This is a genomic window from Pseudomonas sp. RU47, from assembly GCF_004011755.1.
In the GTDB taxonomy this organism is placed as follows: Bacteria; Pseudomonadota; Gammaproteobacteria; order Pseudomonadales; family Pseudomonadaceae; genus Aquipseudomonas.
Map to the genome: position 1 here is coordinate 1,550,843 of NZ_CP022411.1, position 17,421 is coordinate 1,568,263.

Genomic DNA, 17,421 nt, shown 5'->3' on the forward strand with positions numbered 1-17,421 from the left:
AACTGTCCGTGGGCCGACTGTAACGAGCTAACCTTTCGCTAACCTTTCAGCTGACTTTCACGGTTTTCGGGCTTCACAGCGGCGGTTGCGGCTGTAAACTCCGCGGCAAAGCGTGGCGCCGGCCATTCCTGAACGAGGTAAAAATCCATGCGTGTTCTGCTCGTCGAAGACCATCTGCAACTGGCCGAAAGTGTCGCTCAGGCGCTCAAGAGCACCGGTCTGACCGTGGATGTGTTGCACGATGGCGTGGCCGCCGACCTGGCGCTGGGCAGCGAGGAATATGCCGTGGCGATCCTCGATGTCGGCCTGCCGCGCATGGACGGTTTCGAGGTGCTGGCGCGGTTGCGTGCACGTGGGAAAAATCTGCCGGTGCTGATGCTCACCGCGCGCAGTGATGTGAAGGATCGCGTCCATGGTCTCAATCTCGGTGCCGACGATTACCTCGCCAAACCTTTCGAGCTGACTGAGCTGGAAGCACGGGTCAAAGCCTTGCTGCGTCGCAGTGTGCTCGGCGGCGAGCGTCAGCAGCGCTGTGGCGTACTCGCCTATGACCTCGACACCCGGCGCTTCACCCTCGGCGAAGATTTGCTGACGTTGACCTCTCGCGAACAAGCCGTACTGGAAGCACTGATCGCCCGGCCGGGACGAGTGATGAGCAAGGAACAATTGGCCGCACAGGTATTCGGTCTTGATGAAGAAGCCAGCCCCGACGCCATCGAAATCTACGTGCACCGCTTGCGCAAGAAACTCGATGGCCACCCGGTAGCAATCGTGACGTTCCGCGGCCTCGGTTACCTGCTGGAAAGCCGCGATGCATAAGCCCAGCAGCCTGCGCTGGCGCTTGCTGTGGAACCTCGCGTTGCTGCTCGTGGTGTTGATGCTCGCCAGTGGTTTGAGTGCGTACTGGAATGGTCGCGAAGCTGCCGACACCGCCTACGACCGCACGCTGCTGGCCTCGGCCCGGACCATCGCCGCGGGCCTGTCGCAACGTGACGGCACACTGAGTGCCGATGTGCCTTACGTGGCACTCGACACCTTCGCTTACGACAGCGCCGGGCGGATTTACTATCAGGTCAATGACATCCATCAGAAGCTGATTTCCGGCTACGAAAACCTGCCCGGCCCGCCGCCGGGGACGCCGCGAACCGACAGTTATCCAGCGCTGGCACGTTTCTACAACGCCACCTACAAAGGGCAGAACGTGCGTGTGGTCAGCCTGCTCAAGGCGGTGACCGAACCGAACATGAACGGCATGGCGGAAATCCGCGTCGCCGAAACCGATGAAGCCCGGGTAAGCATGGCGCGCAGTCTGGCGGCCGATACCTTGCTGCGATTGGGCATGCTGGCGATTGGCGCTTTGTTGCTGGTGTGGTTTGCGGTCAGTGCCGCATTGCGCCCATTGGAGCGTTTGCGCACAGCAGTGGAAGAACGTCAGCCCGACGACTTGCGGCCGCTGCCATTGGTTGAGGTGCAGCATGAGCTGTGGCCATTGGTGCGCGGGCTCAATCATTTCACCGAGCGCTTGCGTGGTCAGTTCGAACGGCAGGCGCAGTTCATCGCCGATGCGGCCCATGAACTGCGCACACCCTTGGCGGCGCTCAAGGCGCGACTTGAATTGGGTCTGCGTTCTAACGAACCCGAGACGTGGCGCACGACATTGGAATCCTCGGCGCAAAGCACCGATCGCCTGACCCATCTGGCCAATCAGTTGCTGTCACTGGCGCGCGTCGAAAACGGCGCGCGGGCGATTGCCGAGGGCGGCGCGCAGTTGCTCGATCTGAGCCAGTTGGCGCGAGAATTGGGCATGGCCATGGCGCCGTTGGCGCACAAGCGCGGGGTGGCGCTAGCGCTGGAGGCGGACGAACCCGTCTGGCTGCGCGGTGAGCCGACGTTGCTGAACGAGTTGTTGAGCAATCTGGTGGACAACGCTTTGGCGCATACGCCACCGGGCGGTAACGTCATTTTGCGCGTGACCGCGCCGGCGGTGCTTGAGGTAGAAGATGATGGGCCGGGGATTCCGCTGGAAGAGCGCGATCGGGTGTTCGAACGTTTCTACCGGCGTAATCAGCAGGTGGCAGGTTCAGGGCTGGGGCTGGCGATTGTCGGTGAGATCTGTCGGGCGCATCTGGCCCAGATCAGTTTGCATGATGGTGAGCAGGCGGGGTTGAAGGTGCGGGTCAGTTTTATCGCCGGGTGATTGTGATGGTTTTGCTGGCCCCTTCGCGAGCAGGCTCGCTCCCACAGGGGGAATGCATTTCAATGTGTGAATCAGCTGTGCTCCCACAGGGGAATTCATTTCATTGTGGGAGCGAGCCTGCTCGCGAATGGGGCGGCGCGATTTCGGATCAGTAAAACATCGTCCGCGACTCTTCCAGATCTTCACACAGCGCTTTGTTCTCCTGATCAATCCCAAGCTTCCTGAACGCCGGAACGGTCATTGGATCAATCCGCGCAAACGGATGATCAGTGTCCTTGTGGCAATACAGGCTCGCCACTTGCACCAGATCGACATAGTCAATTGCTGTCGAATCGCGCTTGAAGTCCTGATAGCGCCCCGGCAATTCCACCAGTCGCTCCGGGAACTCCCAGACGCGCAACAACTTGTCGCCCAGCAACGGATGAATGTGATCGATCACATGGTTGAGGCTGACCGGGTCCGACAGCAGTTCGTAGTGGTCTTCGGCGTAGGTCAGAATCGGCAGCACACCGATCTGATGCACCAGCCCGCCGAGGGCCGCCTGATCGGGTTTGAGCTGCGTGTAGCGGCGGCACAGCGCGTAACTGACCCCGGCAATTTCCAGGCTCTTGCGCCAGACTTCGCGCATCTTCTGCTCGACCACTTCGGAGCGGGCGTGGAAGATCTGCTCCATCACCAGACCGATCGCCAGGTTGCTGCTGTAGTTGATGCCCAACCGGGTGATGGCCGTGTGCAGGTCGGTAACTTCCTGCGCGGCGCGCAGCAGCGGGCTGTTGACCACTTTGATCAGGCGCGCCGACAGCGCCGTGTCACGGCCGATCACTTTGCTCAGGTCGCTGACGCTGATTTCCGGGTCTTCAGCGGCCTTGCGAATCTGCAGGGCCACTTCCGGCAACGTGGGCAGAACCAGGTCATCGTTATCGATGGCCTCAACCAAATCCTGTTGGACTTTTTCCGCCAGTTCGCTCATTTAAACTCTCTAGGGTGTTGCAACAAATGCTGCGATCAGCGCTGGATTTCGCGGTCGCGATCCAGTTCGTAAGGCAGGTCGAGCAGATGCAGCGCGGGACCTTCGAGGGTGCCCAGATGCAAATCACCGGCTTCGGCAGCTTCGGCCTGCAGCACCGCCAGGAGTTCAATGTTTTGCCCGGCCTTGGCGGCCAGCACCACTTCGCCGATGGAACTGTTGTGGCTTGGCGCGAACAATTGTGTGCCAGGTTCCGGCAAATCAGCAGCGTCCAGGCTCAAGCGATACAAACGACGTTTGAGTTTGCCCAGGTACTGCATGCGCGCGACGATTTCCTGGCCGGTGTAGCAGCCTTTCTTGAAACTCACGCCGCCAACGGCTTGCAGGTTGAGCATCTGCGGGATGAACAGCTCGCGGGTGCTCGGCATGACCTGGCCGATACCGGCGCGGATCTGACCCAGCAACCATTGATTCAGCTCGGCTTCAGGCAGGGCGGCGGACAATTTGGCTTTGATCGCGTCAGCCTGATCGACCGGTGCCCAGAGTTCGGCGCGATCCGGCGAAACACGAATCGCGATCAGGCTTTCATTACGCACGAGGCTGTCGGTTTCTGCCGGCAAGTCCAGACCGAGGCTGGTCAAGGCGTTATCGCCATGCTCCAGGCCGAAGCGCACCCAAGCGGCGCTTTCATCGGTCAGTTTTGATTTGGAGAACACCGCGTACTTTTTCAGATCCGCCAGTTGCGGCTCGAGCAGCTCGCTGGCCATCGCCAGGACCACGCCGTCACCTTCGAGCAGAATGCGGAAGCTCGACTGCATCCGGCCCTTCTGCGTGCAGCGGGCGCCGAGGCTGGCGCGGCTGTCGCTGAGGTAATTGAGGTTGCAGGTCAACTGGCCTTGCAGGAATTTTCCGGCATCCGCGCCGCGAACCGCGAGAACGCCTTCATGAGACAGGGTGCAGAAAAAAGCAGAATCGGCCATGGGTCATCGCAGGGTAAATAGACTGGGGCACATCATAAGGGCGCGTTGGTGAAATGGGTAGTTGATAAAGGATCGGTGGTGCCCGACCAAAGCCGACTGTGCGACCTGCGTGGGGGCTGTATACTTGCCGGCAAATTTGAGGAGGGCCCCATGGTCGAACAAGTTGAACTGAATCGCCTGTTTTGGCACAGCCGTCGCGGCATGCTTGAGCTTGACGTGTTGCTGGTGCCGTTCGTGCAGGAGGTTTACGCGACGTTGAACCAGGTGGATCGCGATCTGTATGTGCGTCTGCTGACGTGCGAGGATCAGGACATGTTCGGCTGGTTCATGGAGCGCAGCGAGTCTGAAGATCCGGAATTGCAGCGCATGGTTCGCATGATCCTGGATCGTGTCCAGCCCAAGTAACACGTTCGAATGCCGCTGGCATGCCTCGCGGCAGTTGCTGGCGGCGTATCTGTTGGCCCAGGCGTTCGCACTGGGTGCTTTGTTTCTGCTTTCGATTCCACTCTGGGCCAGTCTGCTTGGGGCTTTAGGCTGCCTGCTTCATGGCGTTTGGGTGTTGCCTCGGCAGATTCTGCTGAATCATCCCAAGGCGTTTCGTGGATTGCGTCGGGACGCCGATGGTTGGCAGGTGTGGAATCAGGCGGATGGTTGGCAAGCGGCGCAGCTGCGCCCGGACAGCCTCGCGCTGCCCTTGATCGTGGTGCTGCGTTTTCGCTTGCGCGGCGAATGGCGGGTCAGATCGATCTGCGTGCCACGGGACTCGCAGGCGGCGGATCTGCACCGACGCCTGCGAGTACGGCTCAAGTTCAGCCGACGTAGGTGGGTGGCACCAGAATAGTGTCGAGTGCTTCGGGCAGCATGTCCGGGTAGTCGAGGGTGTAATGCAGGCCGCGACTTTCCTTGCGCTCCATGGCTGAGCAGATCATCAGTTCGGCGACTTGCGCCAGATTGCGCAACTCGATCAGATCGCGGCTGACTTTATAGTTGCTGTAGAACTCGTCGATCTCGTCCAGCAGCAGACGCACGCGGTGTTGCGCCCGTTGCAGGCGCTTGTTGGTGCGCACGATGCCGACGTAGTCCCACATGAATCGCCGCAGTTCATCCCAGTTGTGCGCGATGATCACGTCTTCGTCCGAGTCGGTCACCTGACTGGCGTCCCACGCGGGCAGGGCGCTTGGCGCGGCGACATCGTCCAGCTGCGCGAGGATGTCCGCCGCCGCCGAACGGGCATAGACAAAGCATTCCAGCAGCGAGTTGCTGGCCATGCGGTTGGCGCCGTGCAGGCCGGTGAAGCTGGTTTCGCCAATCGCGTACAAGCCCGGCACGTCGGTGCGACCTTGTTGATCGACCATCACACCACCGCAGGTGTAGTGCGCGGCGGGTACGACCGGAATAGGTTGTTTGGTGATGTCGATGCCAAAACCGAGGCAGCGCTCATAAACAGTGGGGAAGTGCGTCTTGATGAAGTCTTCGGGCTTGTGGCTGATGTCGAGATAGACGCAGTCGACACCCAGACGCTTCATTTCATGGTCGATGGCCCGGGCGACGATGTCGCGCGGTGCCAGTTCGGCGCGCTTGTCGAAGCGATACATGAAGCGTTCGCCGTTCGGCAGCTTCAGGTGTGCGCCTTCACCGCGCAGAGCTTCAGTAATAAGGAAGCTTTTCGCTTGTGGGTGGTACAGGCAGGTCGGGTGGAACTGGTTGAATTCCAGGTTCGCCACCCGACACCCGGAGCGCCAGGCCATGGCGATGCCATCACCGCAGGCGCCGTCGGGATTGCTGGTATAGAGATAGACCTTGGCTGCGCCGCCCGAAGCCAGAATCACGAAGCGTGCGCCGTAGGTGTCGACTTCGCCGGTTTTGCGGTTGAGTACGTAGGCGCCGAGGCAGCGCTCGCCTTCCATGCCTAAACGGCGTTCTGTAATCAGATCAACGGCAACCCGCTGCTCCAGCAATTCGATATTCGAACGCTCTTTGGCCTGAGTCAGCAAAGTTTTGAAGATTGCGGCACCGGTAGCATCGGCCGCATGGATGATGCGACGGTGGCTGTGACCGCCTTCGCGGGTCAGATGGAATTCGAATCCGCCATCTTCAGTGCCGGATTGATCGTCGCGGGTGAACGGAACACCTTGGTCGATCAGCCACTGAATGGCTTCGCGGCTGTGCTCCACAGTGAAACGCACGGCGTCTTCATGGCACAGACCACCGCCGGCGTTCAGGGTGTCCTCTACATGGGATTCGACAGTATCAGTGTCATCAAGCACGGCGGCGACGCCACCCTGGGCCCAGAAAGTCGAACCGTTGGCGAGATCGCCTTTGCTCAAAACGGCAATGCGCAAATGACCCGGCAGGGTCAGCGCGAGACTCAAACCGGCAGCACCGCTGCCAATGACCAGAACATCGTGTTGGAATTGTTGGCTCATTACAGGATTCCGCTCAAAGCGACCCGGGTCGGGGGGTGGCGCAAGACAGCTGGATCGGCGAGTCAAGACAGCCACACAGCCCACTAGTATATAGAGGGGGGGGACGGCACAATAGCCGAGCCGATATGGCATTGTGAAACTACTGTGACGGAAAAAACCGGGTGCTTCGTCGGAAGTTTTTTTCACCCTTTTGGGAAGAACACGACTGTATCGGCGCTGAAACAGGATTTTTCTGCTCAGGGTTGCCCAATGTCCGGGCGGTGCGGCTATAAATAATTGGAACTTTTGCCAAAGGCCCAAGATCAATAGTCGGTGCCAGAAACAAGGGACGTGTCGGCTTCAGTGCGGAATCTGCGGTTGGATTCCTGCCCGGCGAAACCGATAACAAGATTATTCGCGCAGCCGGTTTATCCCGCGCTGCGTTTTTCGTGCGTGCCAAATCAGAGCTCGCAGGAAACTTGCCTGGAGGGGGAGAACTTTTGCGAAAAGCCCGAGTCTATGTTTGCAAGTCTGGTCGTTTAGTTATGCAAGTCTCCTTCGGGCTTATCGAGGAGTGTTCATGCTAACCCAGGAAGAGGATCAGCAGCTGGTCGAGCGCGTTCAACGCGGCGACAAGCGAGCTTTCGATCTGTTGGTGCTGAAGTATCAGCACAAGATTCTCGGGTTGATCGTGCGTTTTGTGCACGACACCCATGAAGCCCAAGACGTGGCTCAGGAAGCCTTTATCAAGGCGTATCGAGCACTTGGAAACTTTCGCGGCGACAGTGCGTTTTATACGTGGCTGTACCGTATTGCCATTAACACGGCGAAGAATTACCTGGTTTCACGCGGCCGCCGGCCGCCGGATAGCGATGTAAGTTCCGAAGACGCAGAGTTCTACGATGGCGATCATGGCCTCAAGGATCTCGAGTCCCCAGAACGTGCACTGCTGCGGGATGAGATCGAAGGCACCGTCCATCGAACCATTCAGCAACTGCCAGAGGATTTGCGTACGGCTTTAACTTTACGTGAATTCGATGGTCTGAGTTACGAGGACATTGCGAGCGTCATGCAATGTCCGGTGGGTACCGTGCGCTCCCGGATTTTCCGCGCCCGGGAGGCCATCGATAAAGCCCTGCAGCCGTTGTTGCAGGAAAACTGAGACAGCGGCGACAGCCAAGAGAGGAACGCCATGAGTCGTGAAGCCCTGCAGGAATCGCTGTCCGCAGTGATGGATAACGAAGCGGACGAACTGGAATTGCGTCGAGTGCTCAATGCACTGGACGATGTTGATACCCGTGAGACCTGGGCTCGTTACCAGATCGCTCGGGCAGCAATGCACAAGGATCTGCTGCTTCCACGTCTGGATATCGCTGCGGCAGTGTCTGCTGCACTGGAAGACGAAACGGCTCCGGCCAAAGTATCTCGCAGCCCATGGCGCAACCTCGGCCGTCTGGCTGTTGCGGCCTCGGTGACTGTTGCCGTTCTGGCCGGTGTTCGCCTGTACAACCAGGACGAAATCGCTGGTGTAGAGCTGGCTCAGCAGTCCAATCAGCCAACCCTGGCGACCCCACAGGTCAAAGGTCCGGCTGTTCTGGCAGGCTATAGTGAGAGTTCGGAAGCCACTGGCCCGATGGCTAACGGCGTACTGCAAGGTCAGCCAGGCTGGCACGATCAGCGTCTGCCAGGTTATCTGCGCCAGCACGCTCAACAGGCTGCACTGAAAGGCACTGAAAGCGCACTGCCATACGCACGTGCAGCAAGTCTGGAAAACCGTTAAGGAGGATCATGCGCGCCATACCTCTACTTTCGCTTCTGCTCAGTGGCTGGTTCATTGTTCCAGCCCATGCTGATGAGGCCCAGGACTGGTTGACCCGTCTGGGCCAGGCCGAGCAGCAGCAAAGCTTTCACGGCACATTCGTATACGAGCGTAACGGTAGCTTTTCTACCCATAACATCTGGCATCGCGTCCAGAATGGCCAGGTCCGCGAGCGTTTACTCCAGCTCGACGGTTCGGCACAGGAAGTCGTGCGCATTGATGGGCATACTCAATGCGTCAGCGGCACCCTGATAGCCGGACTGGGGGATTCTCCCAACTCAGCCGCTCGTCCTCTCGATCCGCAAAAGCTGAAAAACTGGTATGACCTTGCCGTCATCGGCAAATCACGCGTGGCTGGGCGTGACGCAGTGATTGTATCGCTGACACCTCGCGATCAGCATCGTTACGGCTTTGAATTGCATCTGGACAAGAAAACCGGCTTGCCGTTGAAGTCGTTGTTGCTGAACGACAAAGGGCAGTTGCTCGAACGCTTCCAGTTCACCAGTCTGGATACTGATGAAGTCCCTTCGGACAAAGACTTGCAGGCCGACGCCGACTGTAAAGCGATTACGCTCGACAGCGACAAGGCTTCGGCCGTCAAGACTGCTCAGGTATGGCATTCGGACTGGCTGCCACCAGGTTTCGAGCTGACCAGCAGCACCTCGCACAAAGATCCGGAAACCAAGACTCAGGTCAACAGCTTGCTGTATGACGACGGTCTGGCGCGTTTTTCGGTTTTCCTTGAGCCGTTGAACGGCGCAACCGTCACTGACACGCGGACTCAACTGGGCCCGACCGTTGCCGTTTCCCGGCGCCTGACCACGCCAGAAGGCGAAATGATGGTGACAGTGGTCGGCGAAATTCCGATTGGCACCGCCGAACGAATTGCTCTGTCGATGCGTAACACTGATGGCGCTGCAACCAGCAAGCAGTGAGCTGATTTCAGTCATTACCACTTCTTCGTCGAGACGTAGATGAAATGTTTGCTGAGCATTTTCATTTGCAAATACCCTGAAAATTTTTTATAGGTCAGAGCCTCACGGCTCTGGCCTTGTTTGTTGTTGCCGGAACAAAAATGCCGGTCGGTGGTTTCCGGTGTTCCTTGCTCCATATCGCTTAACCCTGCTCGTCGTAACGGGAGCTGTATGTCGATACCAAGTTTGAAATCCTGTCTTTCCATTTTCGCCACTGTGCTGTTGCTCGGTCAGGCGGTGCCTGCTGCGCAAGCGGCCGATCTGCCTGACTTCACCCAATTGGTCGAACAAGCTTCGCCAGCCGTGGTGAACATCAGTACCACGCAGAAGCTGCCGGACCGTAAAGTGAACCAGCAGATGCCTGATCTGGAAGGTCTGCCGCCGATGCTGCGCGAGTTCTTCGAACGTGGCATGCCGCCTCAGCAGCGTTCGCCGGGCGGTGGTGGTCGTCAGCGTGAAGCGCAGTCGCTGGGCTCAGGCTTCATCATCTCTCCGGATGGCTACATCCTGACCAACAACCACGTGATCGCCGATGCCGACGAAATCCTCGTGCGCCTCGCCGATCGCAGTGAAATGAAAGCCAAACTGATCGGCACTGACCCACGTTCCGACGTTGCCCTGCTGAAAATCGAAGGCAAAGACCTGCCCGTGCTCAAACTCGGTAAATCCCAGGACCTGAAAGCCGGTCAGTGGGTTGTCGCGATCGGTTCGCCGTTCGGCTTTGATCACACCGTGACCCAAGGCATCGTCAGTGCCGTCGGCCGTAGCCTGCCGAACGAAAACTATGTGCCGTTCATTCAGACCGACGTGCCAATCAATCCGGGCAACTCCGGTGGTCCGCTGTTCAACCTGAACGGCGAAGTGGTCGGGATCAACTCGCAGATCTATACCCGCTCCGGCGGCTTCATGGGCGTGTCGTTTGCGATTCCGATCGACGTGGCGATGGACGTTTCCAATCAACTGAAGAGCGGCGGCAAAGTCAGCCGTGGCTGGTTGGGTGTGGTCATCCAGGAAGTGAACAAGGATCTGGCCGAGTCGTTCGGTCTGGATAAACCGGCCGGCGCGCTGGTTGCCCAGATTCAGGATGACGGCCCGGCAGCCAAGGGCGGCCTGCAAGTCGGCGACGTGATCCTGAGCATGAACGGTCAGCCGATCGTCATGTCTGCTGACCTGCCGCATCTGGTCGGTGCACTGAAAGCTGGCGCCAAAGCCAATCTGGAAGTGATTCGTGAAGGCAAGCGCAAGAACGTCGAGCTGACCGTCGGTGCGATACCTGACGAAGACAAAGAGCTTGATGCACTGCCGAAGTCCGGCGCTGAAAGTACCAGCAACCGCCTCGGTGTTTCAGTGGGCGAGCTGACCGCCGAGCAGAAGAAAACCTACGACCTCAAAGGGGGGGTGGTGATCAAGGAAGTGCAGGACGGTCCTGCGGCCCTGATCGGTCTGCAGCCAGGTGACGTGATTACGCACCTGAACAACCAGGCCATCGGTTCCGCCAAGGAATTCGGCGAGATCGCCAAAGCGCTGCCGAAGAATCGTTCGGTGTCGATGCGCGTTCTGCGTCAAGGTCGCGCCAGCTTCATCACCTTCAAGCTGGCTGAATAATCCAGCGGCAGGGTAAAAAAGAAACCGCCTCGGAAGAGGCGGTTTTTTTATGCCTGAAGCTTTTGTCCCCGGCGGGTAACGATCACCCCATCATGTCCTTGATCATGCGCTCCTGCTCCATCAGCTCGCGCTGACGGGCATCGATGCGTGAAGACAGCGGGAAGTTGCTGCCTGCCTTGCGCTTGGCGAAATCGAGCTGCTGGATCGCCTGACGATAATCGCCAACCAGTGCGAAGTACTCCGCGCGCGCCTGGTGCAGGCCAATGATGTTGCCCGACAAACCACGGGTTTCGGCGACTTGATACCAGACATCCGGATCATCCGGACGTGACTTGAGCAACGCTTCCAGTGCTTTCTCGGCATCAGGTGCGCGATTCTGTTTGAGCAACAGATCCACCCGAACCTGATTCAACGGATAGTTGCCGGGATATTGCGTAAGCATCCGCTCAACCCGTGATTGCGCATCCGGCAGGCGATTGTTGGTGATGTCCAGATCGACCTGGGCAAGGTTGTAGATGATTTCGTTCGGCGAGGACGCCAGCAATTGCTTCAGATTCTCGCGCGCCTCATTCAACTGGCCGCCCTTGATCTGTGCAATCGCCAGACCGTAGCGCGCCACATCGTTTTTCGGGTTCTCGTCCAGTTGCGCACGGAAACGCTTGGCACCCAGGCCTGGCGTTTCTTCGTAGATCAACTGCACACGGGTGCGGATCAACTGATAGCGCTTGGAATCTTCGATTCCGCCTGGCTTGGCCTGTTCGGCACGGTTGCGGGTATCGGCGATACGCGATTCGGTGACCGGGTGAGTCAGCAGGAATTCCGGGGGCTTGGCGTCGAAACGGTATTGACGCATCAGACGCTCGAACATGGTCGGCATCGAGCGCGGGTCATACCCGGCCTTTTCCAGATTGAGGATACCGATGCGGTCGGCTTCCTGTTCGTTCTGACGGGAAAAGGTCCGTTGCGATTGAATCGCCGCTGCCTGTGTACCGGCAATTGTTGCGATGCCAGCGTCACCGCCACCGGCCGCCGCAATGACGATGCCGGCCAGCAGCGCGGCCATCATCGGCACCTGCATCCGCTGCGAAGCCTCGACGCCGCGCGCGAAGTGACGTTGCGACAAATGCGCCAATTCGTGTGCGAGAACCGAGGCATATTCACCCTCGGTCTGCGCATTGAGGAACAAACCGCCGTTGACCCCGACCACGCCGCCCGGCGCAGCGAAGGCGTTGAGCTGCGGGCTGTTGATCAGAATGAATTCAAGGCGTCGGTCCGTCACCTGGCTGGTCTCAACCAGCTTGTACACGCTGGATTCGACGTAGTCCTTGAGCTGCGGATCATTAAGTTGTGAGACCTGACTGCGCAACATCGCCAGCCAGGCACGACCGAGCTGATATTCCTGTTGCGGCGAGACAATGGCAGAACTGGCGTCGCCGAGTGACGGCAGATCGTCGGCAAAGCCTGGTGAGGCGAGCAGGCAAGCGAGCGTCAGCAGGGTAGGGCGCAGAAAAGTCATGCACAAAGCCTTAGAAGACAAAGACCTTACTGTAGCCGGACACCGGAGCTGCGACCAGATATTCTAGGCAGCTCGACGACCCGAACCGGAGTGACGCAATGACTGACGCTGTAGCCCATGACGTGGAACTGGACGCCAGTGGCCTGAATTGTCCGTTGCCGTTGCTCAAGGCAAAAATGGAACTCAACAAACTCCAAAGTGGCGCCGTCCTCAAGGTGATCGCCACGGATGCTGGCTCGCAGCGCGACTTTCGCACCTTTGCCAGATTGGCCGGTCATACGCTGCTGCGTGAAGAAGACGAAGCAGGCGTTTACCGTTACTGGTTGAAAAAGGCCTGAACCCACAGCGTAAAAGACCTAAGGATTATTGATGTTCAAAGTGTTACGCGACTGGATTCAGCGCTATTTCTCCGATGAAGAAGCCGTGGTGCTGGCGGTGCTGCTGTTTCTCGCCTTCACCGCGGTGCTCACCCTCGGCGGCATGCTCGCGCCGGTGCTGGCAGGGATGGTGCTGGCGTATCTGATGCAAGGCCTGGTGGTCACGCTGGAGCGCCTGCGCGTGCCGGGTGGCGTGGCGGTCGGCTTGGTGTTTGCGCTGTTCATGGGCGTACTGATGGTGTTCATCGTCGTGGTCGTGCCGTTGCTTTGGCATCAATTGATTACCTTGTTCAATGAGCTGCCGGGCATGCTCGCCAAGTGGCAATCGCTGCTGTTATTGCTGCCGGAGCGCTATCCGCATCTGGTGTCCGACGAGCAAGTGTTGCAGGCGATCGAGGCGGCGCGCGGCGAGATTGGCAAGTTTGGCCAATGGGCGCTGACATTCTCATTGTCGAGTCTGCCGCTGCTGGTGAACATCATGATCTATCTGGTACTGGTGCCGATTCTGGTGTTCTTCTTCCTCAAGGACCGGGCCATGATCGGCGAATGGGTGCGTGGCTACTTGCCGCGTGAACGTGCGTTGATCACCCGGGTTGCGCAGGAAATGAACCGGCAGATCGCGAATTATATTCGCGGCAAAGTCATCGAAATCGTGATTTGCGGCGGCGTGACCTACATCGCTTTCGTGGCGCTCGGTCTCAACTACGCGGCACTGCTGGCGTTGCTGGTCGGTGTGTCGGTGGTGGTGCCGTACGTTGGCGCGGTGGTGGTGACCGTGCCGGTGCTGTTGATCGCGCTGTTCCAGTGGGGCTGGAGTGATCAGTTCATCTATTTGATGGCGGTCTACGGAATCATCCAGACACTGGATGGCAACGTGCTGGTGCCGTTGCTGTTCTCGGAGGCGGTCAACCTGCACCCGGTGGCAATCATCTGCGCGGTGCTGTTGTTTGGCGGGTTGTGGGGATTCTGGGGCGTGTTCTTTGCGATCCCGCTGGCGACGCTGTTCAAGGCGGTGCTGGATGCCTGGCCGCGCCAAGAGCCGGCGGTGGCGCCGCTGCTGTAGCGGTTGAGTCAGATTTTGTATGAAGGCTATTCGCGAGCAGGCTCGCTCCCACATTGGATCTGTGGCGTTCACAAGTTCAATGTGGGAGCGAGCTTGCTCGCGAAGGCGTCAATGAGGGCGACGCAAAACCATCAAGCTTTATTCAGATTCTGAGCAGCAGCCAGAACTGCATCCACATGCCCCGGCACCTTCACACCGCGCCATTCCTGACGCAGCACGCCTTCCTTATCAATCAGGAACGTGCTGCGATCAACGCCCAAGTATTCCTTGCCGTACAGCTTCTTCAACTTGATCACGTCGAACAATTGGCAGACGGCTTCGTCCTTGTCGCTGATCAGCTCAAAGGGAAACTCCTGCTTGCACTTGAAGTTCTCGTGGGACTTCAGGCTGTCGCGAGAGATACCGAAAATCTCGGTATTGGCGGCCTTGAACGCGGCGTATTGATCACGAAAGCCCTGACCTTCGGTAGTGCAACCCGGGGTGCTGTCCTTCGGATAGAAATAGATCACCACTTGTTTGCCCTTCAGGGCAGACAGGCTGACGGTCTGCCCGCTGGTGGCAGGTGCTTCGAAATCCGCAACCGGTTGGTCGATGACAACGGCCATGAAAGCTTCCTTACATTGGGTTTTGTGGGCGCCAAGGCTCGATCAGTGCATCGAGGTTCATCGCGTCGGAGAAGTCGAGGAACTGGTCGCGCAGCCAACTGATCTGGGTGCCGGCCGGCAGGGTCACGGTGAACGTGGCGTTGAGCATGGTGCCGCCGGTTTGCGGCGCCTGATAAGTGTCACAGGTCAGGTTTTCCAGCTCGACGTTGTGATCCATGAAGAACTGGCACAGCTCATTGATGATGTCCGGGCGATACGCCGAACTGACGTAAGCCACGTATGGTAGAGCTTGCGGACGATTTTCCAGCGGCGCGCTGCGCACCACATTGGCGGTAAAGGCGTGTTTTTTGGCCAGGCCCGGCAGGCTGCCTTCCAGGCGAGCGAGAGCGTCCCAGCTGCCGGAGATCTCGAGGATCAGCGCACTGCACTCGCCGTGGCGGGTCAGGCGCGAAGTAACCACGGCGCAGCGATTTTCATGGCTGGCGCGGCACAGGACGTTAGTCAGCTCCATGGGGTTGGCGCCAAGGGCACTGATGACAAGGAATTGTTCGCGAACTGTGGGGGTGGACATGCAGCATTCCTAAAGCGATGAGCGGTCGGTAGGTTTACGCGCGTTGGCTGCCGGGGAATGCCTGTTCTGGGCGTCCGTACTAAAAGACCCGGCAAGCGCTCGCGGCTCGCTCCACTATAGCGGGAGCGCGTCGATGCGACGCAGGAACGGGGTCTGGGAGGCCGTAAAGGAAGGCTGAAACCCGGCGTACAAGCTGATCAGTACCGATCAAAGTCTGAAGGGTAGCGAAAAGCAGCGCCAAGGGGAATGGCAGCAGCGCAGTACTTCGCTTGTGCAAGCATCTTGGCGCCAGTACCATTACCGCTCTCTTTTTCCGGCAGGAGCGGTTTCATGATTGCGGGCAGTATGGTGGCACTGGTCACTCCCATGGATGCACAAGGGCGTCTTGACTGGGACAGCCTCAGCAAACTCGTGGACTTCCATCTCAAGAACGGCACCCATGCCATTGTCGCGGTCGGTACTACCGGCGAGTCGGCAACCCTTGATGTAGAAGAACACATCGCCGTCATCAAAGCCGTGGTCAAACAGGTTGCCGGGCGCATTCCGGTTATCGCCGGCACTGGCGCCAACTCGACCCGTGAAGCCGTCGAGCTGACCCGCAACGCCAAAGAAGCCGGCGCCGATGCCTGCCTGCTGGTCGTGCCGTATTACAACAAACCGACTCAGGAAGGTTTGTACCAGCACTTCAAGTACATCGCTGAAGCGGTCGACATTCCACAGATTCTCTACAACGTTCCTGGCCGCACGTCGTGCGACATGCAGGCCGAGACCGTGATTCGCCTGTCCACCGTGCCGAACATCATCGGTATCAAGGAAGCCACTGGCGACCTGAAGCGCGCCAAGGCGATCATCGATGGTGTGAGCAAGGATTTCATCGTGCTGTCCGGCGATGATCCGACCGCGGTCGAACTGATCCTGCTGGGTGGCAAAGGCAACATCTCCGTTACTGCCAACGTCGCGCCGCGCGAAATGGCTGATCTGTGCGAGGCCGCGCTGAAAGGCGACGCCGACACCGCACGGGCGATCAACGAAAAACTGATGCCGCTGCACAAAGACCTGTTCATCGAAGCCAACCCGATTCCGGTGAAGTGGGCTTTGGTTGAAATGGGCCTGATGCACGAAGGCATCCGCCTGCCACTGACCTGGCTGAGCACACCTTGTCATGAAACGCTTCGCACGGCCCTGCGCCAGTGCAGCGTCCTGGTTTAATTGAGGAAGTACAACGCATGAAGCGAATGGCCGGACTTTCCGCACTTGCCTTGATTATCTCCAGCACCAGTGGCTGCGGATGGGTCTGGGGGCCGGAAGGTTATTTCCGCGACCGTGGTAGCGATTACCTGCAAGCGCAACAGACTGCACCGATGCAACTGCCGCCGGAAGTCAGCACTTCCAAACGTCTGGATCCGCTGTTGCCGATCCCGCGTAACGTTGCTGATGACACCGCCAAGGGCGAATACATTGTTCCGCGTCCTCAGCCGCTGTCGGCCGTTGCCGATGCCAGCGATTACTCGCTGCAGAAGAGCGGTGATTCGCGTTGGGTCGTGGCCCAGCATCCACCGGCCGAAGTCTGGCCAGTGGCGGTGCAGTTCTTCCAGGACAACGGTTTCCGTCTGGATGAACAGCGCCCGCAAACCGGCGAATTCACCACCACCTGGCAGCATTCCGATGAACTGTCCGCGTCCATGGCCAAGCGCCTGAGCGCAGCCGGCATTGCCAGCGACAGCGAAACCCGTGTGCGTGTTCGCATCGAGCCGGGTGTGCAGCGCAACACCAGTGAAATCTACGTGGTCAGCGCCGAGCGTCCTGCCGGCAGCACTGCCGACGTCGCCTTCACCAACCGTTCGGTCAACACTGGCCTGGACGCAGCGCTGGTCGACGACATGCTTGCAAGCATGAGCCGGATCTCCGAGAAGGGCGGTTCGGTGTCGATGCTGGCTTCGCGTGATTTCGATACCCCGAGCCGTGTCAGCCTCAGTGAAGACGGCAGCGGTAACCCTGTGTTGAACGTCGGTACCGATCTGGACCGTGCCTGGTCGAGCGTTGGCCGTGCACTGGAACAAGGCGAATGGCGCGTTGAAGACATCAACCGCAGCCTGGGCCTGTACTACATCAACCTGGCCGAAAAAGCCGAGAAGAAAGACGACAAGCCTGGTTTCTTCAGCAGCCTGTTCGGCAGTGCGCCGAGCAAGGAAGAAGTTGAAGCCCGTGCCGAGCGTTATCAGGTTCGCCTGAGCAAGGTTGGCGAGAACATTCAGGTGACCGTCGAGAAAAACATCAACACCGTCGCGCCGGCTGAAGTGGCACGCAAAGTGTTGAGCGTGATTCAGGACAACCTGGGCTGA

The 17,421-nt window shown here is 58.9% G+C and carries 18 protein-coding genes; 12 read left to right on the forward strand and 6 right to left on the reverse strand.

Annotated features, from left to right (window positions below):
• Positions 1-147: 147 nt before the first annotated feature.
• Both CCX46_RS07080 and CCX46_RS07085 read left to right on the forward strand, forming a co-directional pair.
• Positions 148-819, forward strand: a complete 672-nt coding sequence (locus CCX46_RS07080; protein ID WP_122600688.1) for a response regulator — start codon at positions 148-150, stop codon at positions 817-819.
• The gene (locus CCX46_RS07085; RefSeq protein ID WP_016984705.1) at positions 812-2,197 is read left to right on the forward strand and encodes a sensor histidine kinase; all 1,386 of its coding nucleotides are present in this window, start codon (positions 812-814) and stop codon (positions 2,195-2,197) included. The genes CCX46_RS07080 and CCX46_RS07085 overlap by 8 nt, the downstream gene beginning before the upstream one ends.
• Positions 2,198-2,345: 148 nt before the next feature.
• Here the strand turns inward: CCX46_RS07085 and CCX46_RS07090 are convergent, their stop codons facing one another.
• Both CCX46_RS07090 and ygfZ read right to left on the reverse strand, forming a co-directional pair.
• Positions 2,346-3,167, reverse strand: a complete 822-nt coding sequence (locus CCX46_RS07090; RefSeq protein ID WP_064388478.1) for an HDOD domain-containing protein — start codon at positions 3,165-3,167, stop codon at positions 2,346-2,348.
• Between the two features lie 35 nt (positions 3,168-3,202).
• Positions 3,203-4,144, reverse strand: coding sequence for a CAF17-like 4Fe-4S cluster assembly/insertion protein YgfZ (ygfZ, locus tag CCX46_RS07095; protein WP_127926191.1), 942 nt, complete (start codon positions 4,142-4,144; stop codon positions 3,203-3,205).
• A 150-nt stretch (positions 4,145-4,294) separates the two neighbouring features.
• On the opposite strand from ygfZ, the gene CCX46_RS07100 reads away from it, so the two are divergent.
• Positions 4,295-4,549, forward strand: a complete 255-nt coding sequence (locus CCX46_RS07100; protein WP_007911418.1) for an FAD assembly factor SdhE — start codon at positions 4,295-4,297, stop codon at positions 4,547-4,549.
• The gene (locus tag CCX46_RS07105) at positions 4,533-4,985 is read left to right on the forward strand and encodes a protein YgfX (protein WP_127926192.1); all 453 of its coding nucleotides are present in this window, start codon (positions 4,533-4,535) and stop codon (positions 4,983-4,985) included. The genes CCX46_RS07100 and CCX46_RS07105 overlap by 17 nt, the downstream gene beginning before the upstream one ends.
• Here the strand turns inward: CCX46_RS07105 and nadB are convergent.
• On the reverse strand, positions 4,954-6,570 hold the full coding sequence (gene nadB / locus CCX46_RS07110; protein WP_127926193.1) for an L-aspartate oxidase: 1,617 nt from the start codon (positions 6,568-6,570) through the stop codon (positions 4,954-4,956). The two genes, CCX46_RS07105 and nadB, sit on opposite strands and share 32 nt — an antisense overlap.
• A 559-nt stretch (positions 6,571-7,129) precedes the next feature.
• Between nadB and rpoE the strand changes: the two genes are divergently transcribed.
• The 4 genes from rpoE (at position 7,130) to CCX46_RS07130 (ending at position 10,947) form a co-directional block, all read left to right on the forward strand.
• Positions 7,130-7,711, forward strand: coding sequence for an RNA polymerase sigma factor RpoE (gene rpoE, locus CCX46_RS07115; protein ID WP_003172477.1), 582 nt, complete (start codon positions 7,130-7,132; stop codon positions 7,709-7,711).
• Between the two features lie 30 nt (positions 7,712-7,741).
• The gene (locus CCX46_RS07120; RefSeq protein WP_034153146.1) at positions 7,742-8,329 is read left to right on the forward strand and encodes a sigma-E factor negative regulatory protein; all 588 of its coding nucleotides are present in this window, start codon (positions 7,742-7,744) and stop codon (positions 8,327-8,329) included.
• A gap of 8 nt (positions 8,330-8,337) precedes the next feature.
• Positions 8,338-9,303 carry a MucB/RseB C-terminal domain-containing protein gene (locus CCX46_RS07125; RefSeq protein ID WP_127926194.1) on the forward strand — a complete coding sequence of 322 codons (966 nt, stop codon included), beginning with the start codon at positions 8,338-8,340 and terminating at the stop codon, positions 9,301-9,303.
• 210 nt (positions 9,304-9,513) lie between these two features.
• Positions 9,514-10,947 (forward strand): DegQ family serine endoprotease, encoded by a 1,434-nt coding sequence (locus CCX46_RS07130; RefSeq protein WP_127926195.1) that lies wholly within the window; start codon positions 9,514-9,516, stop codon positions 10,945-10,947.
• Between the two features lie 82 nt (positions 10,948-11,029).
• On the opposite strand, the gene CCX46_RS07135 is transcribed toward CCX46_RS07130, so the two are convergent.
• Complete coding sequence (locus CCX46_RS07135; protein ID WP_127926196.1) at positions 11,030-12,463, reverse strand: M48 family metalloprotease; 1,434 nt, start codon at positions 12,461-12,463, stop codon at positions 11,030-11,032.
• Between the two features lie 98 nt (positions 12,464-12,561).
• Here CCX46_RS07135 and CCX46_RS07140 point away from each other — a divergent pair, with 98 nt between their 5' ends.
• Positions 12,562-12,801 carry a sulfurtransferase TusA family protein gene (locus tag CCX46_RS07140; RefSeq protein WP_038358357.1) on the forward strand — a complete coding sequence of 80 codons (240 nt, stop codon included), beginning with the start codon at positions 12,562-12,564 and terminating at the stop codon, positions 12,799-12,801.
• A 31-nt stretch (positions 12,802-12,832) separates the two neighbouring features.
• Positions 12,833-13,903, forward strand: a complete 1,071-nt coding sequence (locus CCX46_RS07145; RefSeq protein WP_127926197.1) for an AI-2E family transporter — start codon at positions 12,833-12,835, stop codon at positions 13,901-13,903.
• Between the two features lie 131 nt (positions 13,904-14,034).
• Here CCX46_RS07145 and CCX46_RS07150 read toward each other — a convergent pair whose 3' ends face one another.
• Positions 14,035-14,508 carry a peroxiredoxin gene (locus CCX46_RS07150; protein ID WP_127926198.1) on the reverse strand — a complete coding sequence of 158 codons (474 nt, stop codon included), beginning with the start codon at positions 14,506-14,508 and terminating at the stop codon, positions 14,035-14,037.
• A gap of 10 nt (positions 14,509-14,518) precedes the next feature.
• Complete coding sequence (locus tag CCX46_RS07155; protein WP_038358363.1) at positions 14,519-15,079, reverse strand: glycine cleavage system protein R; 561 nt, start codon at positions 15,077-15,079, stop codon at positions 14,519-14,521.
• A gap of 330 nt (positions 15,080-15,409) precedes the next feature.
• Between CCX46_RS07155 and dapA the strand changes: the two genes are divergently transcribed.
• Positions 15,410-16,288 (forward strand): 4-hydroxy-tetrahydrodipicolinate synthase, encoded by an 879-nt coding sequence (dapA, locus tag CCX46_RS07165; protein ID WP_127926200.1) that lies wholly within the window; start codon positions 15,410-15,412, stop codon positions 16,286-16,288.
• Positions 16,289-16,305: 17 nt separating this feature from the next.
• Positions 16,306-17,421 carry an outer membrane protein assembly factor BamC gene (gene bamC / locus CCX46_RS07170; protein ID WP_034153155.1) on the forward strand — a complete coding sequence of 372 codons (1,116 nt, stop codon included), beginning with the start codon at positions 16,306-16,308 and terminating at the stop codon, positions 17,419-17,421.